The sequence below is a fragment of the Bradyrhizobium sp. genome (assembly GCF_030646015.1).
Classification (GTDB): domain Bacteria; phylum Pseudomonadota; class Alphaproteobacteria; order Rhizobiales; family Xanthobacteraceae; genus Bradyrhizobium.
Window position 1 is genome coordinate 1 of the sequence record NZ_JAUSLT010000122.1, and the last position, 25,672, is coordinate 25,672.

The following is a 25,672-nucleotide window of genomic DNA, read 5'->3' on the forward strand; positions in this document are numbered from 1 at the left end:
CATTGCTCGAAGATCGCCTTGTCCTCGGTGATGACCTTGCCGAATTTGCGGCGGATACGTTCGGCCGAAAGCTGGATCGGCGTCAGCGGGTTCTTGATTTCGTGCGCGATGCGCCGGGCGACGTCGCCCCACGCCGAGGTCCGCTGCGCCGAAACCAGCTCGGTGATGTCGTCGAGCGTGATGATATAGCTGTCGCGCGACTGGCTGGTCTGTTCGGCGCTGACCCGCACCGACAGATTGCGCTCGTGGCCGTCGCGGAGAAGCGTGATCTGGCCCTGTACCAGCCGCTGGGTGCCTTCGCGCGCGGTTTTCATCATGTCGTCAAGTTCGGGCAGCACATCCGACAGCGGATGGTCCAGCGTCTCGGATTCCGCATGGCCGATCAGTTTTTCGGCGGAACGGTTGAGAATACCGACGTTGCCGGCGGCATCGACGCCGATGATGCCTGCGCTCGCCGACGACAATACCGCCTCGATGAACCGTCGCCGGCTGTCGATCAGCTCGCTGGCGCCGACCAGTTCGTCGCGCTGCGTGCGCAGCTCCTGCGTCATCTTGTTGAAGGTTTCGCCGAGCTGGGCGAGATCGCCCTCGGACTTGTGAACCGGCACCTGGACATTCAGGTCGCCGGTCGAGACGATATTGGCGGCGCCCATCAGCCGCCGGATCGGCGCGACCAGCCAATTGGCGAAATTCAGCCCGATCAGCACCGAGGCCATCAGGATGGTCAGCGCGATCACCGCGAACATCAGTGCGAACGCCACCTGGATGCCGAGCTTGCGCGACTCCATCTGGGCGTATTCGGCGACGCTGGCCTGGGTCTGCCTGAGCTGCGCCACCACGCGCGGATCGAGCAGACGGGCGACATAGAGGAAGGTGTCGTTGAAGGCGCGCAGCCGGATCACGGCGGCGACGTAATTCGCTTCGATGAACACGGCAATCTGGGGTTCGGTTTCATCGACACCGCTGAGGAACTCCGGGGCCGGCGTCGTGAAGGCCTGCGCGATGCCGGTTTGTGCGGTCTCCAGGATATTGCGGTCCTTGTCGATCACCATGGCGCCCGGCAGGTTGCGCGAGGCGGCGCTTGCGGTCAGCAGCCGGCGAAAGGTTCCGCGATCCTGGTCGAACAGCGGCCGCGCGTTGGCAATGTCGTTGGCCATGCCCAGGATGTCGCCGCGAATGAGCTGGGCATGCTCATGCAGATAGGCGTTGGCCACGATCAGCGAATTCTGGATCACCTCGCGTGTCGGGCCTGAAAACAGCCGGTCGAGGCCGCGATCGATGGTGATATTGGCGACGACCGCCACCAGAACCGCCGGCAACACCGCAATGACGGAGAACAGGCTGACGATCTGGACGTGCAGCCGCGCCGCCGCCCGGCCGCGGCGGCGGGCCTGGACCACCTGCCAGACCTCGCGCACGATGATGCCGACCAGCAGCAGGATGCACGCCGCATTGATCAGCAGGAACGAATAGACCACCTCGCGGGTCGGTTCGATCGGCGTCAGGCCGGTCAGGACGACAAAAGTGAGGAACGCCGACAGCAGCGCAATGGCGACGGCAAACGGCGCCAGCCACCTCCGCAGGGTCGATCCCTTGGATTCAGCAAACGTCGGATCGAACGATGAGGTCGAGGTGTCTGCGCTGGTCATTCCGGCAAGGTGTGAGCTGAAGGCTATGTCCGCCGGCAGCGGACTGATGCATTCATATCACATTGTTGCCGAATTGCGACAATTCCGCGGCGCGCCTGCACTGAACTGCGCGGACCCGGTTTATGAACGTATTCCATGTCGGGCAGCCGTTAGCTGCCGCTGCGATAGACCTGAATGTCCAGATCCCTGATCTTCTTCCGCAGCGTGTTGCGGTTGAGGCCCAGCAGATCGGCGGCGCGAATCTGATTGCCGCGCGTGGCCGCCAGCGCCGCCGTGAGCAGCGGAATCTCGATTTCCTTGAGGATCCGGTGGTAGAGCCCCGGCGGCGGCACGCCGTTGGGGAAGCCCGAGAAATGCGACGACAGATAGGCCTCGACGGCGCCACCGAGATTGTCGACGCCGAGCTGGACGCTGCCGCCCGACGACACCGCCGGAGGCGCCAGTTCGCCATCGATCACGGAGCCCGTGATCACGTCCTGCGGATACAATGCCGCCAACCGGCGTGCGAGGTTTTCAAGTTCGCGCACATTGCCGGGCCAGCGATGCTGCTTCAGGCGTTCCAGCGCCAGCGTATCGAGCTTCTTCGGCGGCAATCCGTCCTTCTCGGCCAGCGTGAAGAAATGCCGGATCAGATCCGGCAAATCCTCGATTCGCTCGCGCAGCGGCGGCAGACGCAGCGGCACGACATTGAGGCGGAAGAACAGATCCTCGCGGAACAGGCCCTGCTGAATCAGGATACGCAGGTCCTTGTTGCTCGCCGCGACAATGCGCACGTCGGTCTTGATCGGTGTACGGCCGCCGACCGTGGTGTATTCGCCCTGCTGAAGCACGCGCAGCAGGCGGGTCTGCGCCTCCATCGGCATGTCGCCGATTTCGTCGAGGAACAGGGTGCCGCCTTCGGCCTGCTCGAACCGGCCCGAGGCGCGGGTATTGGCGCCGGTGAAGGCGCCGCGTTCATGGCCGAACAATTCCGACTCGATCAGATCGCGCGGGATCGCCGCCATGTTGACCGCGACGAACGGGCCGTTGCGCCGCTTGCCGTAATCGTGCAGCGCGCGGGCGACCAGTTCCTTGCCGGTGCCGGACTCACCGGAGATCATCACGGTGAGGTCGGTCTGCATCAGCCGCGCCAGCACCCGGTAGATTTCCTGCATCGCGGGCGAGCGGCCGACCAGCGGAATCGAATCGAACTCGTTTTCGTCGGGATGGCTGGCCACCCGCTCCTTGGGCTCCGCCAGCGCGCGGCCGACGATGGTGATCAGCTCCTTGAGGTCGAACGGCTTTGGCAGATATTCATAGGCGCCGCGCTCCGAAGCGCGGATCGCCGTCATGAAGGTATTCTGCGCGCTCATCACGATGACAGGCAGATTGGGCCGCATCTTCTTGATCCGCGGCAGCAGATCGAAGGCGTTCTCGTCCGGCATCACCACGTCGGTGATGACGAGATCCCCCTCGCCCTGGCTCACCCAGCGCCACAGCGTTGCCGCGTTCCCGGTCAGGCGCACCTCATAGCCGGCGCGCGAGAGAGCCTGGTTCAGAACCGTACGGATGGCGGTGTCATCGTCGGCTACAAGTATGCTACCTGCGGGCATTGTCATTCCTCATCTGGAGTCCTGTGAGGCATGCGACGGCGTCCCCGGAACGCCGTCGCGGTTGCTTTGGTCGAATTGCTTGGTCGGGTTGAACATCGGCAGCAGCACGCGGAAGGTGGTTTTCCGCGGCTGGGATTCGCATTCGATGATGCCGCCATGATCGCCGACGATCTTGGCGACCAGCGCGAGACCAAGGCCGCTGCCGGTCGGCTTGGTCGTGACGAACGGATCGAACAGGTTCGGCAGCAGGTCGTCCGGCACGCCGGCGCCATTGTCCTTGACGCAGAATTCGAGCGGCAGCGACACCCGCGATTTCTTGCCGGGCACCGAGAGCCGAACGCCCGGACGGAACGCGGTGGTGAGCTGGATCTCGGCATCGCTGCCGAGATCGACCACCGCCTCGGCGGCGTTCTTCACCAGATTGAGAAACACCTGGATCAGCTGGTCCTGGTTGGCCAGCACCGGCGGCAGCGACGGATCGTAGTCTTCGACGAAACGGATATTGCGGGCGAAGCCGGACTGGGCGAGCCGCTTGACGTGATCGAGCACGCTGTGAATGTTGACCGGACCGCGCGCCACCGGCCGGTCGTCGCCGAACACTTCCATGCGATCGACCAGCGTGACGATGCGGTCCGCCTCGTCGCAGATCAGCCGCGTCAGCATGCGGTCTTCCGACGAGGCCGCCTGCTCCAGCAGCTGCGCCGCGCCGCGAATGCCGGACAGCGGGTTCTTGATTTCGTGCGCCAGCATCGCGGCCAGCGCGATCACCGAACGCGCCGCACTTCGATGCGTCAATTGCCGGTCCATCTTGTCGGCGATGGTGCGTTCCTGCAGCATCACCACGATATGTCCGGGCCGCTCGGTGAGCGGCGCGACGTGCAAATCGACCTGGCGATCGCCGCCGATCCTGGGCGTACCGAGATCGACCTTGTATTCATTGACCGGCGAACCGCTCGAGCGCACCTGGTCGATCAGCGCCAGCAACGGACTGCCGAACGGCACCAGCTCCTTCAGCGACTGGCGCTGCAGAAACTGGGTCGAAATCTCGAAAAACGATTCCGCCGCCATGTTGGCGTCGATGATCTTGCCGTCGGGCGCGATCAGCAGCACCGGATTCGGCAAGGCGTTGAGGATGGCCTCGCTTTCCGACGGCAAATTTCGGCGATGTTCTGCGGCTAAACTCATGCAGCAGCACTCCATGCAAAGTCGTCGAATGCATCTTCAAGGGATCGGTGAACGCGGTTCGGATCGTCTGATGTCAATATCTTCTGTCGCCAGGCCTTGAGCGTCGCCGCCGGCGCGCAGCTGTATTGAGATGCGACTTCAAGCGCCCAGCCGAGATGCTTGCGGGCGTGGCGCAGTCCGATGCGCAGGCCGTAGAGGCTGCAGACTTCGTCATAGAGCGCGCGGATATAGTCGAGCTGCTGCGCCAGATCAGGCGCGTCCTCCGGGATGCCCGATTCGAGCCGGCGTCCGATCTGGCCGGGCAGCCACGGTTGGCCCTGCGCGCCGCGCCCCATCATGATCGCGTCGGCGCCGGACATTTCGAGCGCCGTCACCGCCTTCTCGAACGAAGTGATGTCGCCGTTGACCACCAGCGGAATGGCGATCGCATCCCGGACGGCGCGCACCGCGCCCCAATCGGCTTCGCCCTTGTAGAACTGGCAGCGGGTGCGGCCATGCACCGAAATCATCTGTACGCCGGCGGCTTCGGCGCGGCGCGCCAGTTCCGGCGCGTTGAGGGAGCGATCGTCCCAGCCGAGCCGCATCTTCAACGTGACCGGCACTTTCACCGCCGCGATCGTGGCCTCGATCAGCGTCAGGGCGTGATCGAGATCGCGCATCAGCGCGGAACCGGACTGGCCGCCGGTGACGTGGCGGGCCGGACAGCCCATGTTGATATCGATGATGTCGGCGCCGGCGGACTCGGCGATCCGCGCGCCCTCCGCCATCCAGTGCGCCTGGCAGCCCGCGAGCTGCACGACGTGCGGACCGATCCCGGTCGCCTCGCAGCGCAACAGCGACATCGGGCGGCCGTTGACGAGATCATCGCTGGCGGTCATCTCGGACACGACGAGTCCCGCCCCAAGGGTCGCGGTCTGACGCCGAAACGGGGCATCCGTGACGCCGGACATCGGCGCGAGAAGTACCCGGTTGGAGACCTCAATATCGCCTATTTTCAATGGCTTAGGATTTGAGGATACCGCAGTCACGGAGTTCTCGTTTTTCTGGCTCGCGCAACATTGCGTCTGCCGGGAGCCATTTTGAGCACAAATCTTGTGCAGTCAAGCTTTATGCCTACACTTTAGACAGTTCTTGCAATTGTGCAAGTGCACTGCAGCAAAATATGCTTTTCCCACAGCTATCGGCAAACGACCTGTTTTTACGCCCTCGGCATGATAGGGAGGGCGCCAACGGACCTCCGTTCCCTCCTTCAACCCCGAATTGTCAGTAATTAATCCAAATGCCCGGACCTGAACGGACAGCAGCCATCCTTGTCGCAGCCGGGCGCGGGCTTCGGGCCGGTTCGGGAGGCCCGAAGCAATATCGTTCGATCGGCGGGCAGACCGTGATCTTCCGGGCGATGGAGCCGTTCTGCCGCCATCCGCAGGTGTTTGCCGTGCAGCCGGTTTTGAATCCCGATGACACCGCCATGTTCAACGATGCCGTCCGTGAATTGAGTCACGCGCCGCCCGCCAATGGCGGTGCGACGCGACAGGCCTCGGTGCATGCCGGCCTGGAAGCGCTCGCCAGCCAGAGGCCGGATGTCGTACTGATCCACGACGCGGCGCGTCCGTTCGTATCGGCGGCGCTGATTTCGCGCGCGATCGACGCCGCCGGCCGCACCGGCGCCGCGGTGCCGGCGATCGCGGTCACCGACACCATCAAGCTGGTCGACGGCAGCGGCAATGTCGAAGCGACGCCGGAGCGCGCGCGGCTGCGGATCGCGCAAACCCCGCAGGCCTTCCGCTTCGACGTCATTCTCGACGCCCATCGCCGCGCCGCGCGCGAGGGCCGCAGCGACTTCACCGACGATGCGGCGCTGGCGGAATGGGCGGGATTGACGGTGGCGACATTTGAAGGCGATCCTGCGAACATGAAACTCACCACCCCGGAAGATTTCGTCCGCGAGGAAGCGCGCCTGGCAGCCACGCTCGGCGACATCAGGACCGGCACCGGCTACGACGTGCACGCCTTCGGCGACGGCGATCACCTGATGATCTGCGGCGTGCGCGTGCCGCACACACGCGGCTTTCTCGCCCATTCCGACGGCGATGTCGGCCTGCACGCTTTGGTCGACGCCATCCTCGGCGCACTGGCGGACGGCGATATCGGTTCGCATTTTCCGCCGAGCGATCCGCAGTGGAAGGGGGCAGCGTCGGACCGCTTCCTGAAATACGCGGTGGACCGCGTCACCGCGCGCGGCGGCCGCATTGCCAACCTCGAAGTGACCATGATCTGCGAACGCCCGAAAATCGGCCCGCTGCGCGACACCATGCGGGCGCGGATCGCCGACATCACCGGGCTCGACATCTCGCGCATCGCCGTCAAGGCCACCACCAGCGAGCGGCTCGGCTTTACCGGCCGCGAGGAAGGCATCGCTGCGACCGCGAGCGCCACCATCCGTCTTCCCTGGAGCGAATAGCATGAGCGGCAGCGACGCCCGCGCCCTCTCCCGCTCGCTGCTCGATTTGTGCCGGATGCGCAAGCTCACCATTGCGACCGCTGAATCCTGCACCGGCGGTATGGTCGCCGCCGCGCTGACCGACATTCCCGGCTCCTCCGACGTCATCGACCGCGGTTTTGTCACGTACTCGAACGATGCCAAACGCGCGATGCTCGGCGTCAAGGCCACCACGCTTGCCAACTTCGGCGCGGTCAGCAAGGAGACCGCGACCGCGATGGCATTCGGCGCGCTGGAGAAAGCCGGCGTCGACCTCGCCGTCTCCATTACCGGCATCGCCGGCCCCGGCGGCGCGACGCCGGGCAAGCCGGTCGGGCTGGTCCATCTCGCGGTCGCCGCGCGCGACGGCCGCATCCTGCACCGCGAATGCCGGTTCGGCGCGATCGGCCGCAGCGCGGTGCGCCTGCGCTCAGTGGTCGAAGCCCTGCGCATGCTGACGGAGCTCGCGCGCGGCCCGCAGGCGCCGGTAAAACCGCGCCGCCAGACCATGAGCCGGCTGCGTCCCCGCGTCGCCCGCACGCCGCGCCGCAGCGCGGTGAAGCGGCGAAGGCCGCCAAGGGCGTGACACACTCTCGTGTCCCGGGCGCGATGCAGCGCGCAGCGCTGCTTCGCAGAACCGGGACCCAGAAGCTTTCCGTACAGCACGATGGACCCCGGCTCTGCGGCGCACCACTTCGTGGCGCACCGCGTCCGGGGAACGTCGGAGCTAGACGCTCCCTTTCCCGTAAATCACATCCGCCCGCTTCTCGAACGCCGCGGCAAAGCGCTGGAACGCGGTGTCGAACATGGTGCCCATCAGCATGGCCAGCATCCGGCTCTTGAATTCGTAGGACAGGAAAAACCCGACGTCGCAGGCGGTCTCGGATCTCGGTTCGAAACTCCAGCGGTTCTCCAGATTGCTGAACGGCCCCTTCAGATATTCCACCATGATCTTCAAATTGGAACGGTCCAGCGTCACCCGGCTGGTAAAGGCCTCGCGCACCAGCTTGAACGACACCGTCATGTCGGCGACCACGATTTCGGTGCCGTCGGGCCCGGGCGTGCGCTGCCGGATCTTGAGGGAATGGCACAGCGGCACGAATTCGGGATAGCGCTCGACATCGGCGACGAGGTCGAACATCTGCTCGGCGCTGTGGATTACCCGGCGCTTGCTGGAGAATTTCGGCATCGAGAAACTCAGCCGGCCCGCGCCGCGCGCGCCGCCCGAAGTTTTGCGAAGTCGTCGCCGGCGTGATGCGACGAGCGGGTCAGCGGGCTCGCCGATACCATCAGGAACCCCTTGGTATAGGCCACCTTCTCGTAGCCGGCGAATTCATCGGGGGTGACGTAGCGCATCACGGCGTGATGCTTGCGGGTCGGCTGCAGGTACTGCCCGATGGTGAGAAAATCGACGTCGGCCGAACGGAGATCGTCCATCACCTGCAGCACCTCATGCCGCTCCTCGCCGAGCCCGACCATGATGCCGGACTTGGTGAAGATGGTGGGATCGATTTCCTTGACCCGCTGCAGCAGCCGGATCGAATGGAAATAGCGCGCGCCCGGGCGCACCGTGAGATAGCGCGACGGCACCGTTTCCAGATTGTGGTTGAAGACGTCGGGCTTGGCCTTCGCCACGATCTCGAGCGCGCCTTCCTTGCGCAGGAAATCCGGCGTCAAAATCTCGATCGTGGTCGACGGGCAGCGCGCCCGGATCGCGCGAATGGTCTGTGCAAAATGTTCGGCGCCGCCATCGGCGAGGTCGTCGCGGTCGACCGAGGTGACCACGAGATGGGCGAGCCCTAGCTTGAAGGTGGCCTCCGCGACATGGTCCGGCTCGGCCGCATCGAGCGCCGTGGGAATGCCGGTCTTGACGTTGCAGAACGCGCAGGCGCGGGTGCAGGTGTCGCCCATGATCATGAAGGTGGCGTGCTTCTTGTCCCAGCATTCGCCGATGTTCGGGCAGCCCGCCTCTTCGCAGACGGTGACCAGGCCGTTTTCCTTGACGATGGCGCGGGTGTCGGCATAGCCGCGGGTATTCGGCGCCCGCACCCTGATCCAGTCCGGCTTTGGCGGCGACAGCGCATCCGGCCGGTTCACCTTTTCGGGGTGGCGCGGACGCAGCGGCGTGGCGGAGATGGTATCGACGACGACGACCATGGAATATTGATATCCCTTCGAGGCTTAGCTAATCCGCTTGAAGGGGAATCGCAACCGCCCGGCTTGTTGGCTGGCATGCTTTAGCATATTGCCTTGTCAGGCGCATTCCACCCTCCCCAGCCCCGATTTGAATGGCTCGAAGCCGCATTCCCCCTGTTGCGACCGCCGCCGATCTGGGCAGGCCGCTGAAGCGCGCCTTCTTCGCGCGCAGCGTGCATGAGGTGGCGCCCAACCTGATCGGCGCCACGCTGCTGGTCGACGGCGTCGGTGGCGTCATCGTCGAGGTCGAGGCCTATCATCACACCGATCCCGCCGCGCATTCGTTCCGCGGGCCGACGCCGCGCAACCTCGTGATGTTCGGCCCGCCGGGCTTTGCCTATGTCTATCGCTCCTACGGCATTCACTGGTGCGTCAATTTAGTCTGCGAGAAAGAGGGCTCGGCCAGCGCGGTGCTGATCCGCGCGCTCGAACCGACGCACGGCATAGCCGCGATGCGCCGGCGCCGTGGCTTGCACGACGAGCGCGCGCTGTGCTCGGGGCCGGGCAAGCTGACGGAGGCGCTGGCGATTACCGATGCGCATAATGGGCTGGCGCTGGATGCGTCGCCGATTGCGCTGCATGCGCGGAAGAAAAAGCCGGAGATCGTTGCGGGTGTGCGGATCGGCATCACCAAGGCGGTGGAATTGCCGTGGCGGTACGGGCTGAAGGGTTCGAGGTTTCTCAGCAAGGGGTTTTGAGACCAAGGAGCCCACGACTTGTCGCCCCGGCGAACGCCGGGGCCCATACGCCGAGCCGCCTGTTGTAAAAAGCGGCTGTTGGACGGCCTTCGTGCAACCGCCGACGGCTGTGGTTGGGATTCCCGGATCTTGTTGACGACACCGCTCACCGCTTCTGTAAATTGCGCGCGAATTGAGGCGGGGGCCGGCATGCTGCGATCTCAGACTTTCTTGGCGATACTCATCGGCTTGTTGGTTACGACATGGTCGGCAGCCAGCGCCGAGAGTTGGACACCCGATCACGACGGTAACGGGTTCAACAATTCGATAGAGCGTGCGATAGATCTGGGGACGCTGAACACCGCCGGCGTCAATATCCGCGAGCAGCTCGGCAAGGTCCCCTGGGGTTTCGACAGCCGCGATTTTTATAAATTTGCGCTCCCGTTCAGCTTCAATGACTGGGAGCTCTCGGTCCATCTGGACGAGAATCCATCCACGACGATGTGGCTTGAAATTTACGATCAGAGCGGAACGAGGAGCATTTACGCCAGCCGTGGCGCAGCCGACGAGGATTTCAAGCTGCCGCTCGGTGGCGGTATCTATTATATTGAGGTCAAGACCGACGCAGGTACCGCGGCCAACCGCAATCTCACTTACACGCTGACCTTGCGTCCCCGCCAGGTACCTTTTGTCGAGCGCGGCGGCACCGCCTGCCGCGGCGCTCCTTCATTTGGCTCTTTCAGCGGCCCCGCCAAGGTCATCGAAGGATCGTTCGACGAGCGCCGGCAACCTTCATTTTATGCCTTCTACGTGCCGTATGGATTTTCTCTTACCGGTTCGATGCTCGGCCCGGCTCCATCGAGCAAATACGCCGTGAGCGTGATCAATCCGCTCGATGGAGCCCAGATTGCCTTCCGCAACAGCACGTTGCGCGAGGAAGGCCTGTTACTCGATCCCGGATTCTATTGCCTGAAGATCGAGAGTGTCGGCATGGCGGGCCTCGGAAACTATCGAGGTCAATTCGTCGCGCTCAATGCCGGCCTGGTGCCTGGGCGCGATCGCAACCGTGCGCAAAAGCTGGCGGACATGGAACTGGGCAATCTCACGAACAATGGCCGGTATGGACTCGTTTCGCGCTATATCCATTACAAGAATCGGGGCGAGATTCCGAATGTCTCGAGCGTACTTGAGCCCGCCCACGAATACGTCGTTCGCGATTGGGTTGGATTGGAAGCTCCTGAGCAGTTCTATCTGTTCGATCTTTCCGAGGCGCGCCGGCTCGAACTGCGGCTCTACAATTTGACGGCGGCAGCACGGGCCTTCGTCGAAGATGCCGCCGGAACGTTGCTCGCGAGTACCACGGTTGAAGGGACCTCTCTGCGAGATGACCTCTTGGCGCCGCAAGCACTCAAAGTGACGCTCCCCGCTGGCCGAAAGTATTATGTTCGGATCGAATACTCCAGCCGGCGCGATCCAGGGACACCTTTCGGACTTTGGTTGCGGACGTTGTCGCCTTAGCCGGGGCGGAACGGAACGGCTCGGTTCAACTACCGCTTCGGCGGCCCGGGGCGTCTCCGGTTTCGTGCCGTTGCGGATCGGGACGTAGATACGCTCGGCGGCTGATAGGTCCGACACCGTGATGGAAACGTGGTCCAGCATCGGTCGATCCCTGTCACGTGTGTTCCGGTCGGGTCGAACCGCGATCGAGCATCCTTGGCCTCGTCGTGCCCGGCCTTGTGCCGGCATCCACGTCCTACGAGCATAGCAGCAGCAAGGCACGGATGGCCGGGACGACGCCCGGCCATGACGGAAAACGATGCGCTAAGCCGCGTTCTTCAGCCGCTCCAGCGCTTCGAGGATTTTGGCCTTGCGCGCCGCCGCGGCGTCGCGCTTTTCCTTTTCTTCCTCCACGATTTCTTCCGGCGCGTTGGCGACGAATTTCTCGTTGCCGAGTTTGGCATCGACGCGCTTGATGTCGGCCTCGGCCTTGGCCAGTTCCTTGTCGAGCCGCGTCTTCTCGGCGGAAAGATCGATCACGCCCTTGAGCGGCAGCGCCGCGACCTCGCCGCGCACCAGCAATTGCACCGCGCCTTCCGGGGGACGGTCGGCAAAGGAAATCTCGCCGAGCCGCGCCATCCGCCTGACCACGTCGTTCCAGCGTTGCGCGCGTCCCCTGGTCTCGTCCGAGGCGCCGGCCAGCACCAGCGGCGTCAGCGTCGCCGGGGTGATGTTCATCTCCGCGCGCACCGAACGGATCGCTGTGACGAGATCGACCACCCAGCCAATCTCCGCTTCGGCGGCGGGATCGCTGAAATCGCCGGTATCCAGCGCCAGCAGCACCGGCGGCAGCAGCCCGTCGTTCGGGCTGGTGGTCGCCATCATCACGGCCTCGTCCGACGTCAGCCCGGCCTTGCGCGGCCATGCCGTCAGCACCAGCAGGCCGTCGCGCCTGGCCGTCACCGCCCACAACTCCTCTGTGATGAAGGGCATGAACGGATGCAGCAGTTTCAGGATTTCGTCGCGCGCCCACGCCACCATGGCAAGGGTTTCGGATTTGGCGGCGCCCTCCTCGCCCATCAGCACGGGCTTTGCGAGCTCGAGATACCAGTCGCAATACACGTTCCAGACGAAGCGATAAATCGAGGCGGCGGCATCATTGAAGCGATAAGCCTCGATCGCCTCGGTGACCTCGCGCGTTGCGCGCGCGGTCTCGTGCGCGATCCAGCGATTCAGCGTCTGCGTCGCCTGTGTGGCGTCGAAATCCGGCGGCAGCGCGCAGCCGTTCATCTCCGCGAAGCGGCAGGCGTTCCACAGCTTGGTCGCGAAATTGCGGTAGCCCTCGACACGCTGCGAAGCGAGCTTGATCTCGCGGCCCTGCGCCGCCATCGCCGCCAGCGTGAAGCGCAGCGCGTCGGCGCCGTAATCGTCGATCAGATGCAGGGGATCGATAACGTTGCCTTTCGACTTCGACATCTTGGCGCCCTTCTCGTCGCGGACGAGGGCGTGGATGTAGACCGTCGGGAACGGAACGTCCTTCATGAAGTGCATGCCCATCATCATCATGCGGGCGACCCAGAAAAATATGATGTCGAAGCCGGTGACGAGGACGTCGGTCGGATAATAGCGCGCCACATCGGTCTCGTCGTCGGGCCAGCCGAGCGTCGAGAACGGCCACAGCGCCGAGGAGAACCATGTGTCGAGCACGTCCTCGTCGCGGGTGATGAAACCCTCGCGCTTGTCCGGATCGCGCGCCATCTCGTCGCCCTGCTCCGGCGTGATGACTTCCTGCTCGACGTAATAGCCGAGCGCATTGCCGACCGCTTCCTCTTCGGTCTCGGCGACGAAAACTTTGCCATCCGGCCCGTACCACGCCGGAATCTGGTGGCCCCACCAGAGCTGGCGCGAGATGCACCAGGGCTGGATGTTCTCCATCCATTCGAAATAGGTCTTTTCCCAGTTCTTCGGCACGAAATTCGTCGCGCCCGAGCGCACCGCCGCGATGGCGGGTTGCGCCATGGTGTGGGCGTCGACGTACCACTGGTCAGTGAGATATGGCTCGATCACGACGCCGGAGCGGTCGCCATGCGGCACCATATGCGTGTTCGGCTCGATCCGCTCCAGGAAGCCGAAATCCTCCAGCCGCGCCACGATCAGTTTTCGCGCGGCGAACCGGTCGGTGCCATGCAGTTCTTCCGCAAGCTGCGAGGCGCCTTCCGGCAGGCCGCGCAGATAATCCTCATTGTCGACCAGCGCGAGGCAGCCCTCCTGATCGAGTATGCTGATCTGCGGCAGATTGTGCCGGCGGCCGACCTCGAAATCGTTGAAGTCATGCGCCGGCGTGACCTTGACCGCGCCCGAGCCTTTTTCGGGATCGGAATATTCGTCCGCGACAACAGGAATCTTTCGTCCGACCAGCGGCAGGATGACGTGCTTGCCGACCAGGTCGGCATAGCGCTCATCGTCGGGATTCACCGCGACCGCGGTATCGCCGAGCATGGTCTCCGGCCGCGTGGTGGCGACCACGATGAAGCTCGAAGAATCCTCGGGATTGAAAGTCTTGCCTTCCAGCGGATAGCGCAGATACCAGAGGCTGCCCTTGACCTCGATCTGCTGCACCTCGAGATCGGAAATCGCGGTCAGCAATTTCGGGTCCCAATTCACCAGCCGCTTGTCCTTGTAGATCAGCCCTTCGCGGTGGAGCTCGACGAACACCTTGGCGACCGCGCGCGACAGTCCCTCGTCCATGGTAAAGCGTTCGCGCGACCAGTCGCAGGAGGCGCCGAGCCGCTTCAGCTGATTGACGATGACGCCGCCGCTCTCGGCCTTCCACTGCCAGACCCGCTCGAGGAATTTGGCGCGGCCCATGTCGCGGCGGCCGGGTTCCTGGCGCTCCATCAACTGGCGCTCGACCACCATCTGGGTCGCAATGCCGGCGTGATCGGTACCGGGCTGCCACAACACGTCGCGCCCGCGCATCCGCTCGAAGCGGCAGAGGATGTCCTGCAGCGTGTTGTTGAGCGCGTGCCCCATATGCAGCGAGCCGGTCACGTTCGGCGGCGGGATCACGACGGTGAAGGGTTTGGCGTCACGTCGCTCGGGCCGACCGGCCTTGAAAGCCTCTGCTTCCTCCCAGAGGCGGGCCATGCGGGTTTCGATATCGGCGGGCTGGTAGTTCTTCTCGATCATCGGGAGATGCAATCTTTGGGGCTGTGGAACGGGCTAGAAAGCCGCCGGAACGCGCCAAGTCAACCTGACAAGTCAACACGACAGGTACGCCGGACGCAGGATTAGGCCGGATCTGGGACTGAATGAGGGCCGGTATTGGCCCTTGGCGGCTGAGGTCCAGCCAAGCAGAACCGAATCGCCCTAACGGCCGCCGCGGGAAACCCGCTCGATTTCCGCTTTGACGATGCGCTCGACGAGGCCCGGCAGATTGTCGTCGAGCCAGTTCTTCAGCATCGGCCGCAGCATTTCCTTGACGAGGTCTTCCAGCGTCCGCGCATTGTTGCTGAGCACGGTGTTGGCGAGCGAGTTGAAGGCGGATTCAACGGCGGACACGGTGGTGTGCGACAGGATCTGTTGGACCGGCGCGGCACTTTCAAACGGCGGCGGTTCGTAGGCCGGCTGCCGTGGCGCCGCGCGAGCTGCGCTCTCGGCAAATTCCAGATCGTCCTGCGGCTCGACTTTCCGGAATGAAGCTTGCGGCGGGGGCGGTGGTGGCGCCTGCTCCATCGCTACCGCCATGTCGTCGGTGAGTTCGAACACATCACCGTCGGGCAGGGGCGGACGGATCTCCTCCGGCACGGTCGCCTCGTCGAGGCCGTTGAGCAGGGCGTCGATGTCGTCCTGGCTGTTGGATACGGCGGGCGCGGGCGCCGGCGCGGCGGGAGGGGCTGCGGGTTTGGCCGGCGGGGGTGCGGGCTTCGGCGCCGGGGCAATCGCCGACGGTGGAATGTCAGCCATGGCGGCAGGCTTGGCCGCTGGCGCCGCCGCGGCCGGCTTCGCAGGAGCCGCCGGGCTGGCGGGCTTTTCGGCAACCGGCGGCTTGGCTTCGTCGTCGGCGATGATACGACGAATCGACGCCAGAATCTCCTCCATCGAGGGTTCCTGGACCTTTGCAGGTTGCGTCATCGCCGACTCCACATCATCAACGCCCTCCGGTGCGTTTTACACCAAGCGAGACAGGATTTGCCGGTTCTGGAGATGCAGGCCGGGATTTTCACCGCTCAAGCCTGACTTGTCCCCAGATCAAGCGCCGCTCAACACATCGTTCGGGACCCCGCCCCTGCTCAGGGCACCGAAGCGTCGCGGTCTTGTGTTGTCTTAGATGCGGCGCGAATCGCCCTGCTGCCTCGAATAACGGTATGTCATGGCAACAATTGATTGCAAGCAACGCGCCGCCCCTTTCACGCTCGCGAGCGCTCGAGGAGGCGGCCTGTGCTCATGCAGCGATGGTGGGGATCAGCGGCCGTCGGGAACGCGAACACCGAACCAGCTGTCGCGGACCTGGTGATAATGCACACTGGGGTCGTAGACCGTGGTGGGAAGCTTGAGCACCACCGGCGACAACCGTCCGACCTTGTCCAGGACGGAGTAGGACGCGACCACGCGATCATGCTGTGCGGTGACCAGCGCGACGCGGGCGTTGACCAGCGCCTGCTGGGCGTTCAGCACGTCGAGCGTGGTGCGCTGTCCGGCCTTGGCTTCCTCGCGCACGCCGTTGAGCGCGATCTCGGATGCCGACACCTGCGACTGGGCCGACTGGACCTGCGCCTTGCCCGCCACCAGTTGTCCCCATGCCGTCACCACATTGGCGCGGGTCTGGTCGCGGACCTGTTCGAGGTTGAGGCGCTGCTGCGCCAGGGTTTCCTTGGACTGGCGGATCAGCGCGTATTCGGCGCCGCCCTGGTAGACCGGGACCGACAGCTGCGCGAGCGCCGAGGCGCTGAACGAGCGCTGGATCGTCATGGTCTGTTCCTGGGACTGCTGCACCGAGGCCTGCAGCGTCACCGTGGGCAACAGCGCGCCTTCGTTGACCCTGACCTGGAGATAGCTGACATCGATGCCGAACATCGCAGCGGTCACGTTGGGATTTTGCGTCAACCCCAGATCGACCGCGGAGGGTAGTGTTCCCGGCAGAAAGCGATCGACCGGCGAACCCGGCGCGAGAGCGACCGGCTCGTTGCCGATGATGCGGCGGAAGTTCGATCGCGTCGTGGTCAGATTGGCTTCGGCGGTCAGCAGCTGGGTCTTGCCCGCCGCGAGTTGCGCCTCGGACTGCGCGACGTCGGTGCGCGTGACCTCGCCGACGCTGAAGCGGTCCTTGGTCTGCTTCAAGGTCTGTTCGAGAACGCGGACGTTGCTCTTCTGCACCTCGACGATCGCGGAGTCGCGCAGATAGTCCATGTAGATGGTGGCGGCCGACAGCAGCACGCTCTGTTCGAGCACCCGCAGCGCTTCGCGCGCGCCGGAAACCTGGCTCTCCGCCGCGCGGGTCCGGTTCGCGGTCTGCTGTCCGTTGAACAGCGTCTGCGTCACCGTAGCGCCGATGCTGCGCGGCGAGTTGGCGCCGCGATTTCCAGTTCGGACGAGTTTCTCGGGCGTGCCGCCAGCAGTGGTGACCGTCTCGGAGAATTGATAACCGGCGCTGCCGGTGACCGCTACGCGCGGGCGATAGCCGGACAATGCCTGCGGCACGTTTTCGTCGGTCGATCGGACCGAGGCGCGCTGCGCGTTGAGCTGCGGATTGTTCTGATAGGCGCGCACCAGCGCCGCCTCGATGGTGTCGGCCAGGGCCGGCGTCGGGCCCATCCATGCCAACAGAAGGACCGCAGCCGCAGCTCCGGTTAAGACCTTCACACCACGCATCCCAGGAAATCCATTCATTCTTGTTCGCCGGCTCGAGCGATGAGCCGGACGTCGCTGCAGTCCAAGTGAGTCCCAGCTCACCTTATTCCGCACATGGGCGCGACGGAACCACCCCGCACCCCCAAGCAACGGAAACTCTGGACGTGGGGCATCTGGGCCACACTTCTGATCGGGAACGGAATTTGGTCAGTTTCCAGAGAACGGCCAAGGGGCGGCCGAGCACGGGCAAACCCCGAACAAGGGCCGGCAAGGACTGGCAAGGGCTGGCAAGGGCTGGAACCGCCTAGAAAACGAAGGCGACAACCCGCTCCAGGCCGGGAAGCACCGGAACCGCGGCGTCGAACAGCGCCCGGTTCCCGAAATCGCCATGCGAGCGGGTCACGATGGTGGCCCGCGGCGGCTGGGTGGTGGCGAAAACGCCGACCAGCCGGCCCCCCTCCTTGAGCTGGCCATACAGCCGGTCCGGCACGGTCTCGGTAGCGCCGTTGATGACGATCGCATCATAGGGCGCGTTGGCCGGATCGCCCTCGGCGGCGGCCGCCACCCGCACCGTGACATTCGCCAGCCCAAGCCCGGCCAGAACATCCCCAGCCTTCGCGGCAAGCGACGAATCGCTCTCGGTCGCCGTCACCTGCCCGGCCAGCTTGGCGATGATCGCCGCCGCATAGCCGGTGGCGCACCCCACCACCAGGACGCTGTCGCCTTGCTTGATCTCGGCAGCCTGGAGCATCTTCGCCGTGACCACCGGCTTGATCAGGAAGCGTTTGGCCGAATCCCCCTCGCTGACGTCGAGATCGAGGTCGAGGTAGGCCAGCGCGCGCTGGCTGGCCGGGACAAAGGCCTCGCGCGGCACCGCCAGCATGGCGTCGAGGATTCGGATATCGGTGACGTCGCTGGGGCGCACCTGGCCATCGACCATTTTCTGGCGCGCGGTCGAAAAACCGGACATTGACAGACCTTTTCGGACGGCGCGGGCGCGAGCCCGCAGGGGCGAAGCGCGCCATCTTTGGTACAAGGATCGTCAAAACGCAACATGCCGCCGGCAACCGCTGAGCCGGCGCGCCACCCTCCCCGATGCGCCGGTTCCAGCAGCAGCCGGCCGGTCTATTCGATGGCCACCGCCAGCCGCGCGATCAACCGCGCCACCTCGTTCAGATCGTCGGCATCGTGCCCGGCGACGGCCCGGGAGAGCCGGAGCAGGCATTCGTCGTCGCTCAGCGCTGGAATATCGCAGGGAATGATCGACGGCACCGGTTTTGCGAGATCGATCAGGACGTCTGGCATCGAATCACCTCGAGGGTTCAAGTCCGGCGCGATCGAGGATCGTCGGCGAATGGGCCCTTTTGGCGGCTGATCGATGCTAAACGCGGGTGGCGGCAATGCGCCGGCGAGGCACCAAGCCCGCGGCCCGCCGGCTGGGAAACGCAACAAATCGTTGTGGCGCAGGCAGTTTCGCCGCTCTCTTGATGCCGCGTCGGAACGGGCTATTTCGTCCTTTGCAAGCCCGAAAGGCTTTGTTATACGCAGCCGGCTTGCGAACGATTGTTTCGCCTGTTCCTCGGTAGCTCAGCGGTAGAGCATTCGACTGTTAATCGAATGGTCGCTGGTTCGAATCCAGCCCGGGGAGCCAAGCTTTCTCTTTGAATCAATAGTTCACGACAGCGAGCGCACGAGGTTTCGAACTCGCGCGTTGTGCCGCCGGATGCCGCTGCCCGACGCAAGGCAACGGGTCACTGGCCCCCGGATTGCGACAGCGCCTGGCGACCTGCCCACAGGCGATGCAAACCGGCGAGGATGGCTTCAATCACCAGCCAGGTCAGCAGGAAGGCGACGCATTCGAGGGCAAAGCTCTTGAACTTGTAGAAAAACTCCGCGATGGCGAAAGCGACCAGAAAGGAAGGCGTCACCAGCGCGAGCAGGCGGCTTAGCGGAGTACTGCGGATCAAGGTGTACATCGTCAGTGTCCTTGCCTGTTCATAACGATCGTGTCCGCCCCGGCGGGCTCGAACGCGCGATGACGAGTCTTTCGAGCGTTACGAGGTGGCGGGGCCTCCAGAGACGGCGGGTTGGTTCCACTTGACGGCCCAGACGTCCTGCGAAAGGACGAACTCCTGGCAGGTCCAGAAAGTGCTGTCGTCCTGCGGATCGACCTGGGTGACCGAATAGTCGCCCCACCGGTTCCGCGCGCCTCCGAACGTCACGAAGTAGGTCGCCGCCCCCGGCGCGAAGACCACCGGCTGCGCCGCAGCGGCGCCGGCCAGCTTGAGCGTGTAGGCGCCGGCCGCGAAGGTCGTGCTGGAGAACACCGCATGGCCGATCATGATGTCGCCATTCCGGTTCACCGATAGCGATGGAAACGCGTACATGAACGTCCCGCTTGTATCGTCGATCCGACCATTCGCGAGGCTCGAGTTCGCCGGATCTATGACCCACCACTGCACGGCGGACCGCGTGGATCCCCCCTGCGGCAGGAAGATGCTGTGGACGGCGTGGAGCTTGCCGCCGCGGAAGCAAGCGCTCTGCATGCGATCATCGCCGGCATTGATGGTTCGGGTGGAGCCGTTCTGCGGCGCGATGCTCGTCGAGGGCTGGTTGTCCCAACCGCTGCCGCCGGTCTGTACAATCCTGGGCGGACTGAGCTGGGCGGTGTTGGCCGCCGGGCTGCCGGTCAGTTCGAACACTGCCGCCGTGCGCAGCGACCAGCGGCTGACCAGATATTGCGTGGTCAGGCTGGCATCGTAGGTCACTGCGGGCGCATGCGTGCCGCCCTGGCTCACCAGCACGAAGCGCTGCATGGCGGCGGGCGTGCCCGCCACCATCGCGGCCTTGTCGAACGCGTAGATGGTCGCCCCGGCAAAGCCGTTGCCGCTGATGGTGTACAGGTTGACGCTGACGGTGATCTTGTCGGCGCAGAAACCGAGGCTTGGATAATCCAGCCAGACATTTCCCTGCGCCGCCGCATCCACCGGGATGGCTGCGGGGAACCACAGCCCGCGCGGATCGCTTGTGCGGCTGACGGCGATAAGTATCCGGGAATCCGAACTCTCCGCGTTCTGCATGGTCACGAAAATGAATCGCTCGGCGAACGGATCATAGACGAGCTTCGGATCGAACGTGCCCCCCGCAAAGCCCAGCGCCTGCCAGAACCGGTTCAGCGTGGTCTTGCTCACCAAGGCACCCGCGCGATCATGGATCATGACATCATTGTTGAGCGCCGTCATGACGTGGGTGGGGCCGACCGCCCCGCTCGTATCGGGCGGAATACTGGTGTTGTTGTGCTGACCGGCGATGAAGCCACCCTGCGACGGCGCCGCGGGCGGCGGCGCAGCGGGCGCCTGCGTCTCGCCCGCAGTGCCGGTACTTTCGGCGAGCACGCTTTTGTTGGAGATCGCGGATTCCGGCGGCTCGTCAGCGACGGGAAGCGGCTCCTTGGCCTTCCGCAACGGCTTCGGCGCGCGGTCCTCCGGGCGCACCGCTTCCAGCGCGTCCCGCGCGAAACGCGGCTCTAGCGGCGCGCTCGGCGGCTGGAACTCCACCACCCGCGGTTCACCCTGGGGAACAGATGCTTCAAGGCTCATCGCAAAACGGGGATCTGCCATGGCAAGCCTCACCCTCGATGGTCTATACTCCAAACTATAGTACAGGTTGAATAGTGCGTCATCAAGCGGCTTGGGTTGTTGGCCGACCGCCTTCCTTCGCCTTCAAGCGGTTGGTTTCTGTTGGCCGCTTCCTAAATATGAACGTACAGGCGCGCCTCTATGGGCCGCGCGTGATGGAGCAAGCGATGGCGACCAAGCCCAGAGATGGGTCTTCGGGCCCAGGCGTCGACCGAACTGACAGCTTCACCATCGTGCCGTCGCGCAAGGTGGTGGACCCGTTCTCACACGCTCCGTTGGATGAACCCGCAGAAACGTATCTGCCTCCCGCGCCGGGGCCGGTGCCGCCGATCGAGCGGCGCGAAGACGCGCTGCCAGGTCCATCAAACGACAAGGCACCGGAACAGACCGGCGACCGGCCGGTCTTTCCGTGATCTTCGCGAGGTAACGCGATCCGGCGCCATCAACCCTCACCGCTCGTACACGCCCTGCACGCCTCGGTGAGGCTCTCGCGGCGGAGGCGGATTGCGGTGCCGGGCGCGGCCAGCAGGAAGCCGACCGAAGTGGCAATATTGACGCGGCTCGCTTTGGCCCAGGCCCGGTCAAACCTTGCAGTCATGGCCGTTCTCCCGTGTTGACGGCTCGCGGAAGCCGTGATGATTTTGGGAATACGGCAAAATTTTTCAGCGAGATGTGATTTTTCTCACAAAAGGCCGCGGGCGGAACCACCTAGTGTGGCCGCGGGACTTTAGGACATCAGTAACCAAGACGACCGCGATAGCTCGATCGATAAAATTTGAGCGATCCGTTCAATCTGGAACCAAAACACTTTTGAGATGGTGCGCTCTCGAACGAGGGAGAGCGCCATGAGCGAAGTTGAATACAACCGATTGCTGGAGAGCGTCAGGATGGCGATTGAACCCGCGCCGCAGGAAGATTTCTTGGCCGAGCTGCCGCTTTTCGAGGAGCCGCCGAGAGCCGCCAATGACAACCAGATGGCCTGGCCGCTGGTGCCGTTTCCGGAAGGCTGGTACGCCGCCTGCTGAAGCCACTCGGCTTTCCCTTGTCTCTGAGATAATCAGCGCAAGGCGTTGATGATGCTCGTAGAGCCTGTGACTCGAATCGAGCGCATACTGACGTTCGCCGGGTCTCCATCCTCTCCACCGCCCCGCCGTCTGATGCCGCTGCCGGCTTCATTCTGCCAGACGCTTGGCAGCTTCTCCAATGCGCGGACACGGCTTAAGCCGTCGCTCACCACGTTCCCGTTCCTCGGCATTAAGACCATCGGGAAAAGCTGCATGGGTGCTGGCACCGTTTCTTTGCCCCGACGGCGCGCGTGCGACCCGACGCGGCCTCTGCCAGAACGTCATCGATCTCCTCGCGTGACCGCATCAGAACGCCATTGCGGACTCTGAACATTGCCGCTGTGGCGCCTGAGAAGCGGGTGACCGCCTGCCTCGATCATGGGCTCCTGGGGAACTTGATCTCCGTCTTGATAGCTGAGATGGAAGGATGACGGCCCCGCTGTGAAAAGGGGCGCGGGGGAGTTCGGGCGTGAGCCACGCAGAGACAAGCAATTCGAAGGCATTGTCCGGCCACCCCGCCGAACCAGCACAATGACGAGTCGCGCGTCGCGCTGGTATGCCCTGTCCGGATCAGCGATCGCGTTGCTGATTTTTCCGGTGGGCATGCTGGTCACCGGTCTTGTGATGATCGGTTACATGAGTCCCATTTATTCGGGACTGCAGTACCTGGACTACGACTGCGCCTACCAGTACTTGTTCAACGGTGCCGGCCTGATGAAGGGCTACAATCCTTCTCACACCGACCATCCTGGAACGCCGGTCCATATCCTGACAGGACTGATCAGCATCCTTTCATGGTCGATCGCAAGGCTGTCCGGACTGACCTCGCTGGCATTTCCGGTATCCATTGCAACCAATCCGGAGGAATACCTCCGCGTCATCATGACGACGTTTCTGGTCATGAATTGCATGGCGGTCTATTGCCTCGGCGCCGCCATTGCCCGGGCAACGGGCTTCGCGGTGGCCGGCATTGCCTGCCAAACAGGATATTTTCTTTTCGGAGCGCTTTTTCCCCGGGTCTTCCACGCCGCCCCCGAAGCCATTCTCTGTCTTTCCGCAACCGCCTTGATGTGTGTCCTGACACCGGTTTTGTTTGCCGACAGAGACTGTTCGGATCGACGGGCCGGGGCGGCAGGCTTTTTCATCGCACTTGGCATCGCCAGCAAAGTGAACTTCTTTCCCTTGGTGCTGTTGACGCTGCTTCTCAGGCGGCCGCGGGCGATATTCATCGCGATATCGGCAAGCGCTCTGTATGGATTTCTCCTTCTACTGCCCATCATCAGCCAATTGAAACGCGTATTCGGCTGGCTGTTCGCCATTGCCACGCATGAAGGTCGTCACGGCGACGGGGCGGCGGGGTTCATCGACTGGGCCGTGATACCGGAAAGGGCTGGCCTGATCGCGTCCGCCGAACCTTTGCTGGTGGTCGCGGCAGTTGCCGTAACGGCAGTGATGCTGTTGTCGAGGTCCGGCGAGCGACTCAAGGCGGCCGTCATCGCTGCGACGCTGGGGACGATGATACTTCTCGTCCTGAAACACTACGCGATCCATTACCTGATGCCGGCGGTGGCGATAGCACCGTCCGTCATTGTTTGGGCAGTCAGCCGTTTTGCCAGGCGGCAATTGCCATACGTGGTTGCAGCAATGGTCGCCTCGATCATCGCTGTCGTCTCCATCCAGAACATGTCTTCGGCATTTGCAAATGAGCGTGCGCTGCGCCGGGAGAACGAGAAGGCGGTCAATGAGGTCATCGCGCGATATCAAAATCCCGTTGTTATCGGCGCCTATCGATCAGGTTACAAACCCTGGGCAGTCCTGTTCGGGTTGGCCTGGTCCGATCTGAAATTTGCTCGGCTGTTTCCCCAGACCACTGCGGCGGATAGCCTGACTTACGACGGGGGCCTGAAAAAACTCTGGCGCGCGCATTCCGGCCCGGTGGAGTGGAACTATCTCGATCAGTTTGAAAAAGTCGGACGCACGGTTCTGATTATCCAGTCAAGGGACAGCAAGATCGAACCGCAGACCGCGCGCACCGAAACCGTGCTGGATCAAAGTTTCGGCGATACCGTCGAACGGATCGTCGTCACGCCAAGCCGATGACCATGAATCAGCTTCGGACCGCAAATCAACGGCCGGCTATCGCCGCAGCAGAAAGTTCATGAAAAACCTGAGTAATACGTCATAAGCTTCTGATTATATTAATGGAGGCCACGTCGGGAATCGAACCCGAGTGCACGGTTTTGCAGACCGTTGCGTAACCACTCCGCCACGTGGCCCCTTGGGCGATCTCTTATACGGCCCGCCTGATATAGGCAACCAAGGCTGCTCAGGCCCGCTTGCGCCGCCTGTAATCCTTCTTCTTCGGCTTGGGCGCGATCTCCGGCATCGTGTCCTGCACTTGCCGGTACCGCGCCAGCATCCGCTCGAAACTGGCGTGCAGCGTCTCGGCGATATCGGGCCGCTTCTCAAGGCTCGCGAGCAGCATCGCCGCCGCCTCGATGGTGGCAAGGCCGTCACCGCGCGGTTCCTTGCGCAGCTTGCCGTAGCGCGACGGCTGCGCCGGGCCGAGAATGACGCGCTGGCATTTCAGCATCCAGGCGTTGCGCCACCACAGCGCCTTGGCCTGGCTCCAGGTGCCGTCGAGCAGCACGATCCCCTCGATGTCTTTCAGGATGCCGCGCTGGTTTTCCTCGGCCCTGCCCTTGTGGTCGATGGCGACGATATCGCGGTCGGTTTCGATGTCGGCGACCTTGGCGGAACCGAGATAGAGCACGGCCCAGCGCGAGGGATCGAGCACCCGGCGCCCCAGCGCCTTGGACAGGCTCGGCCATGACAGGCCGATCTTGAGCACCGCGTTCGGAAAATGCAGCGCGGCCAGCCGCGCGGTGCCAAGCAACCTGTCCTGCTCCTGCGGGTGCTGCAGGATCAGCATCGAGATCTTGCTCTCGATCGGCGTGATGCTGTCGCAGATGCACAGCGGCATCGGCTTTTTACAGCGCGGACATTCCGGCACCGCTTCAGCGGCGGCGGCCATTTCAGGCTCGGGGGATTTTGACATGGGCCCGCTATACGCTTGCCGGGCGTGCGCTTCAACAACGCAAAGGCCGTTTTCGAGGCTATTCCGCGGGGGCAGCGACCGCTTTGGGCTCGGATGACCAGCGCCGGCGCAGCCGGTCGATCAGGAGATAGATCACCGGCGTCGTGTAGAGCGTCAGGACCTGCGAGACCAGCAGCCCGCCGATGATGGTGATGCCGAGCGGCCGGCGCAGCTCGGTACCGGGCCCGGTGGCAATCACAAGCGGAATCCCGGCGAACAGGGCCGCCAGCGTCGTCATCAAAATGGGGCGGAACCGGGCGCTGCAGGCCTCGAAAATGGCGTCGGCCGACGACAATCCGCGGTGACGCTCGGCGTCCAGGGCAAAGTCCACCATCATGATGCCGTTCTTCTTGACGATGCCGATCAACAGGATGATGCCGACGAAGGCGATCACGGTCAGCGGCGTATTGGTCACCTGCAGCGCCAGCAGCGCCCCCAGCCCGGCGGAAGGCAGCGTCGAGATGATGGTCAGGGGATGGGCCAGGCTCTCGTAGAGCACGCCGAGCACGATATACATCGCGATGAGAGCGCCGAGGATCAGCAGCGGCTGCCGCCCGCTGGTCTTGTTGAAATCGCCGGCATTGCCATCAAAACTGCCCCGGATGCCCTCCGGCATGTGCAATTCGTCGACCGCGCGCTGGATGTTGGTGGTGGCGACCTCCAGCGGTACATCGGGCAGCAGGTTGAACGACACCGTGGTCGAGGGAAACGACTGCGAATGATAGACCGCGAGCGGCGACAATCCCCT

23 protein-coding genes and 2 tRNA genes are annotated in these 25,672 nt (G+C 63.9%); 8 read left to right on the forward strand and 17 right to left on the reverse strand.

What is annotated here, in order from left to right:
• From Q7T45_RS19275 to dusB, 4 genes are all read right to left on the reverse strand, one after another.
• A partial coding sequence (locus Q7T45_RS19275) for a HAMP domain-containing protein (RefSeq protein WP_304872723.1) occupies positions 1 to 1,649 on the reverse strand: 1,649 nt, incomplete at its 3' end.
• A gap of 149 nt (positions 1,650 to 1,798) precedes the next feature.
• Positions 1,799 to 3,241 (reverse strand): nitrogen regulation protein NR(I), encoded by a 1,443-nt coding sequence (gene ntrC / locus Q7T45_RS19280; RefSeq protein ID WP_304872724.1) that lies wholly within the window; start codon positions 3,239 to 3,241, stop codon positions 1,799 to 1,801.
• Between the two features lie 9 nt (positions 3,242 to 3,250).
• Positions 3,251 to 4,426, reverse strand: a complete 1,176-nt coding sequence (locus Q7T45_RS19285; RefSeq protein WP_304872725.1) for a nitrogen regulation protein NR(II) — start codon at positions 4,424 to 4,426, stop codon at positions 3,251 to 3,253.
• Complete coding sequence (dusB, locus tag Q7T45_RS19290; RefSeq protein ID WP_304872750.1) at positions 4,423 to 5,424, reverse strand: tRNA dihydrouridine synthase DusB; 1,002 nt, start codon at positions 5,422 to 5,424, stop codon at positions 4,423 to 4,425. Before dusB ends, Q7T45_RS19285 begins: the two co-directional genes overlap by 4 nt.
• Before the next feature lie 281 nt (positions 5,425 to 5,705).
• Here dusB and Q7T45_RS19295 point away from each other — a divergent pair, with 281 nt between their 5' ends.
• Both Q7T45_RS19295 and Q7T45_RS19300 read left to right on the forward strand, forming a co-directional pair.
• On the forward strand, positions 5,706 to 6,887 hold the full coding sequence (locus Q7T45_RS19295; protein ID WP_304872726.1) for a bifunctional 2-C-methyl-D-erythritol 4-phosphate cytidylyltransferase/2-C-methyl-D-erythritol 2,4-cyclodiphosphate synthase: 1,182 nt from the start codon (positions 5,706 to 5,708) through the stop codon (positions 6,885 to 6,887).
• A gap of 1 nt (position 6,888) precedes the next feature.
• Positions 6,889 to 7,491 (forward strand): CinA family protein, encoded by a 603-nt coding sequence (locus Q7T45_RS19300; protein ID WP_304872727.1) that lies wholly within the window; start codon positions 6,889 to 6,891, stop codon positions 7,489 to 7,491.
• Between the two features lie 141 nt (positions 7,492 to 7,632).
• On the opposite strand, the gene Q7T45_RS19305 is transcribed toward Q7T45_RS19300, so the two are convergent.
• Positions 7,633 to 8,094, reverse strand: a complete 462-nt coding sequence (locus Q7T45_RS19305) for a type II toxin-antitoxin system RatA family toxin (RefSeq protein ID WP_304872729.1) — start codon at positions 8,092 to 8,094, stop codon at positions 7,633 to 7,635.
• A gap of 8 nt (positions 8,095 to 8,102) precedes the next feature.
• Positions 8,103 to 9,062 (reverse strand): lipoyl synthase, encoded by a 960-nt coding sequence (lipA, locus tag Q7T45_RS19310; RefSeq protein ID WP_304872730.1) that lies wholly within the window; start codon positions 9,060 to 9,062, stop codon positions 8,103 to 8,105.
• A 131-nt stretch (positions 9,063 to 9,193) separates the two neighbouring features.
• Here lipA and Q7T45_RS19315 point away from each other — a divergent pair, with 131 nt between their 5' ends.
• Both Q7T45_RS19315 and Q7T45_RS19320 read left to right on the forward strand, forming a co-directional pair.
• A complete protein-coding gene (locus Q7T45_RS19315) occupies positions 9,194 to 9,799 on the forward strand; it encodes a DNA-3-methyladenine glycosylase (RefSeq protein ID WP_304872731.1) in 606 nt (201 codons plus the stop codon).
• A 132-nt stretch (positions 9,800 to 9,931) separates the two neighbouring features.
• Positions 9,932 to 11,296 carry a hypothetical protein gene (locus tag Q7T45_RS19320; protein ID WP_304872733.1) on the forward strand — a complete coding sequence of 455 codons (1,365 nt, stop codon included), beginning with the start codon at positions 9,932 to 9,934 and terminating at the stop codon, positions 11,294 to 11,296.
• A 303-nt stretch (positions 11,297 to 11,599) separates the two neighbouring features.
• Here the strand turns inward: Q7T45_RS19320 and Q7T45_RS19325 are convergent, their stop codons facing one another.
• The 5 genes from Q7T45_RS19325 to Q7T45_RS19345 all read right to left on the reverse strand — a co-directional run bounded on the left by Q7T45_RS19325 (position 11,600) and on the right by Q7T45_RS19345 (position 18,430).
• Positions 11,600 to 14,464: a valine--tRNA ligase gene (locus Q7T45_RS19325; RefSeq protein WP_304872734.1), complete on the reverse strand. Its 2,865-nt coding sequence runs from the start codon at positions 14,462 to 14,464 to the stop codon at positions 11,600 to 11,602.
• A 180-nt stretch (positions 14,465 to 14,644) separates the two neighbouring features.
• On the reverse strand, positions 14,645 to 15,409 hold the full coding sequence (locus Q7T45_RS19330) for a PopZ family protein (RefSeq protein ID WP_304872735.1): 765 nt from the start codon (positions 15,407 to 15,409) through the stop codon (positions 14,645 to 14,647).
• A gap of 330 nt (positions 15,410 to 15,739) precedes the next feature.
• Positions 15,740 to 17,146: a TolC family outer membrane protein gene (locus Q7T45_RS19335; RefSeq protein ID WP_304872736.1), complete on the reverse strand. Its 1,407-nt coding sequence runs from the start codon at positions 17,144 to 17,146 to the stop codon at positions 15,740 to 15,742.
• 283 nt (positions 17,147 to 17,429) lie between these two features.
• On the reverse strand, positions 17,430 to 18,095 hold the full coding sequence (locus Q7T45_RS19340; RefSeq protein ID WP_304872737.1) for a protein-L-isoaspartate O-methyltransferase: 666 nt from the start codon (positions 18,093 to 18,095) through the stop codon (positions 17,430 to 17,432).
• 155 nt (positions 18,096 to 18,250) lie between these two features.
• Entirely contained in the window at positions 18,251 to 18,430 is a 180-nt protein-coding gene (locus Q7T45_RS19345) for a hypothetical protein (protein ID WP_304872738.1), read from the reverse strand.
• Between the two features lie 271 nt (positions 18,431 to 18,701).
• Between Q7T45_RS19345 and Q7T45_RS19350 the strand changes: the two genes are divergently transcribed.
• Positions 18,702 to 18,776: transfer RNA gene (locus tag Q7T45_RS19350), tRNA-Asn, on the forward strand.
• 100 nt (positions 18,777 to 18,876) lie between these two features.
• On the opposite strand, the gene Q7T45_RS19355 is transcribed toward Q7T45_RS19350, so the two are convergent.
• Positions 18,877 to 19,101, reverse strand: a complete 225-nt coding sequence (locus Q7T45_RS19355) for a hypothetical protein (RefSeq protein ID WP_304872739.1) — start codon at positions 19,099 to 19,101, stop codon at positions 18,877 to 18,879.
• Between the two features lie 78 nt (positions 19,102 to 19,179).
• Positions 19,180 to 20,745, reverse strand: coding sequence for a hypothetical protein (locus Q7T45_RS19360; RefSeq protein WP_304872740.1), 1,566 nt, complete (start codon positions 20,743 to 20,745; stop codon positions 19,180 to 19,182).
• 185 nt (positions 20,746 to 20,930) lie between these two features.
• Between Q7T45_RS19360 and Q7T45_RS19365 the strand changes: the two genes are divergently transcribed.
• Entirely contained in the window at positions 20,931 to 21,176 is a 246-nt protein-coding gene (locus tag Q7T45_RS19365; RefSeq protein ID WP_304872742.1) for a hypothetical protein, read from the forward strand.
• 29 nt (positions 21,177 to 21,205) lie between these two features.
• Here Q7T45_RS19365 and Q7T45_RS19370 read toward each other — a convergent pair whose 3' ends face one another.
• Complete coding sequence (locus Q7T45_RS19370) at positions 21,206 to 21,361, reverse strand: hypothetical protein (RefSeq protein ID WP_304872743.1); 156 nt, start codon at positions 21,359 to 21,361, stop codon at positions 21,206 to 21,208.
• 247 nt (positions 21,362 to 21,608) lie between these two features.
• Here Q7T45_RS19370 and Q7T45_RS19375 point away from each other — a divergent pair, with 247 nt between their 5' ends.
• Entirely contained in the window at positions 21,609 to 21,788 is a 180-nt protein-coding gene (locus tag Q7T45_RS19375; protein WP_304872745.1) for a hypothetical protein, read from the forward strand.
• A 570-nt stretch (positions 21,789 to 22,358) separates the two neighbouring features.
• A complete protein-coding gene (locus Q7T45_RS19380; RefSeq protein WP_304872746.1) occupies positions 22,359 to 23,927 on the forward strand; it encodes a hypothetical protein in 1,569 nt (522 codons plus the stop codon).
• A 102-nt stretch (positions 23,928 to 24,029) separates the two neighbouring features.
• On the opposite strand, the gene Q7T45_RS19385 is transcribed toward Q7T45_RS19380, so the two are convergent.
• From Q7T45_RS19385 to Q7T45_RS19395, 3 genes are all read right to left on the reverse strand, one after another.
• Positions 24,030 to 24,103: transfer RNA gene (locus tag Q7T45_RS19385), tRNA-Cys, on the reverse strand.
• Positions 24,104 to 24,153: 50 nt separating this feature from the next.
• Positions 24,154 to 24,885 (reverse strand): tRNA-uridine aminocarboxypropyltransferase, encoded by a 732-nt coding sequence (locus Q7T45_RS19390; RefSeq protein ID WP_370691319.1) that lies wholly within the window; start codon positions 24,883 to 24,885, stop codon positions 24,154 to 24,156.
• A gap of 58 nt (positions 24,886 to 24,943) precedes the next feature.
• On the reverse strand, positions 24,944 to 25,672 hold a 729-nt coding region (locus Q7T45_RS19395; protein ID WP_304872749.1), incomplete at its 5' end, for an efflux RND transporter permease subunit.

Excerpts from the sequence above, each read along its gene's own strand:
- Q7T45_RS19305 (WP_304872729.1), bottom strand. The coding sequence starts at position 8,094 with ATGCCGAAATTCTCCAGCAAGCGCCGGGTAATCCACAGCGCCGAGCAG.
- Q7T45_RS19295 (WP_304872726.1), top strand. The coding sequence starts at position 5,706 with ATGCCCGGACCTGAACGGACAGCAGCCATCCTTGTCGCAGCCGGGCGC.
- Q7T45_RS19360 (WP_304872740.1), bottom strand. The coding sequence starts at position 20,745 with ATGGCAGATCCCCGTTTTGCGATGAGCCTTGAAGCATCTGTTCCCCAG.
- Q7T45_RS19285 (WP_304872725.1), bottom strand. The coding sequence starts at position 4,426 with ATGAGTTTAGCCGCAGAACATCGCCGAAATTTGCCGTCGGAAAGCGAG.
- Q7T45_RS19370 (WP_304872743.1), bottom strand. The coding sequence starts at position 21,361 with ATGACTGCAAGGTTTGACCGGGCCTGGGCCAAAGCGAGCCGCGTCAAT.
- Q7T45_RS19390 (WP_370691319.1), bottom strand. The coding sequence starts at position 24,885 with ATGTCAAAATCCCCCGAGCCTGAAATGGCCGCCGCCGCTGAAGCGGTG.
- Q7T45_RS19355 (WP_304872739.1), bottom strand. The coding sequence starts at position 19,101 with ATGTACACCTTGATCCGCAGTACTCCGCTAAGCCGCCTGCTCGCGCTG.
- Q7T45_RS19380 (WP_304872746.1), top strand. The coding sequence starts at position 22,359 with ATGACGAGTCGCGCGTCGCGCTGGTATGCCCTGTCCGGATCAGCGATC.
- Q7T45_RS19315 (WP_304872731.1), top strand. The coding sequence starts at position 9,194 with ATGGCTCGAAGCCGCATTCCCCCTGTTGCGACCGCCGCCGATCTGGGC.
- Q7T45_RS19330 (WP_304872735.1), bottom strand. The coding sequence starts at position 15,409 with ATGACGCAACCTGCAAAGGTCCAGGAACCCTCGATGGAGGAGATTCTG.
- Q7T45_RS19365 (WP_304872742.1), top strand. The coding sequence starts at position 20,931 with ATGGCGACCAAGCCCAGAGATGGGTCTTCGGGCCCAGGCGTCGACCGA.
- Q7T45_RS19345 (WP_304872738.1), bottom strand. The coding sequence starts at position 18,430 with ATGCCAGACGTCCTGATCGATCTCGCAAAACCGGTGCCGTCGATCATT.
- Q7T45_RS19340 (WP_304872737.1), bottom strand. The coding sequence starts at position 18,095 with ATGTCCGGTTTTTCGACCGCGCGCCAGAAAATGGTCGATGGCCAGGTG.
- ntrC (WP_304872724.1), bottom strand. The coding sequence starts at position 3,241 with ATGCCCGCAGGTAGCATACTTGTAGCCGACGATGACACCGCCATCCGT.
- Q7T45_RS19325 (WP_304872734.1), bottom strand. The coding sequence starts at position 14,464 with ATGATCGAGAAGAACTACCAGCCCGCCGATATCGAAACCCGCATGGCC.
- Q7T45_RS19335 (WP_304872736.1), bottom strand. The coding sequence starts at position 17,146 with ATGCGTGGTGTGAAGGTCTTAACCGGAGCTGCGGCTGCGGTCCTTCTG.
- Q7T45_RS19300 (WP_304872727.1), top strand. The coding sequence starts at position 6,889 with ATGAGCGGCAGCGACGCCCGCGCCCTCTCCCGCTCGCTGCTCGATTTG.
- Q7T45_RS19375 (WP_304872745.1), top strand. The coding sequence starts at position 21,609 with ATGAGCGAAGTTGAATACAACCGATTGCTGGAGAGCGTCAGGATGGCG.
- lipA (WP_304872730.1), bottom strand. The coding sequence starts at position 9,062 with ATGGTCGTCGTCGTCGATACCATCTCCGCCACGCCGCTGCGTCCGCGC.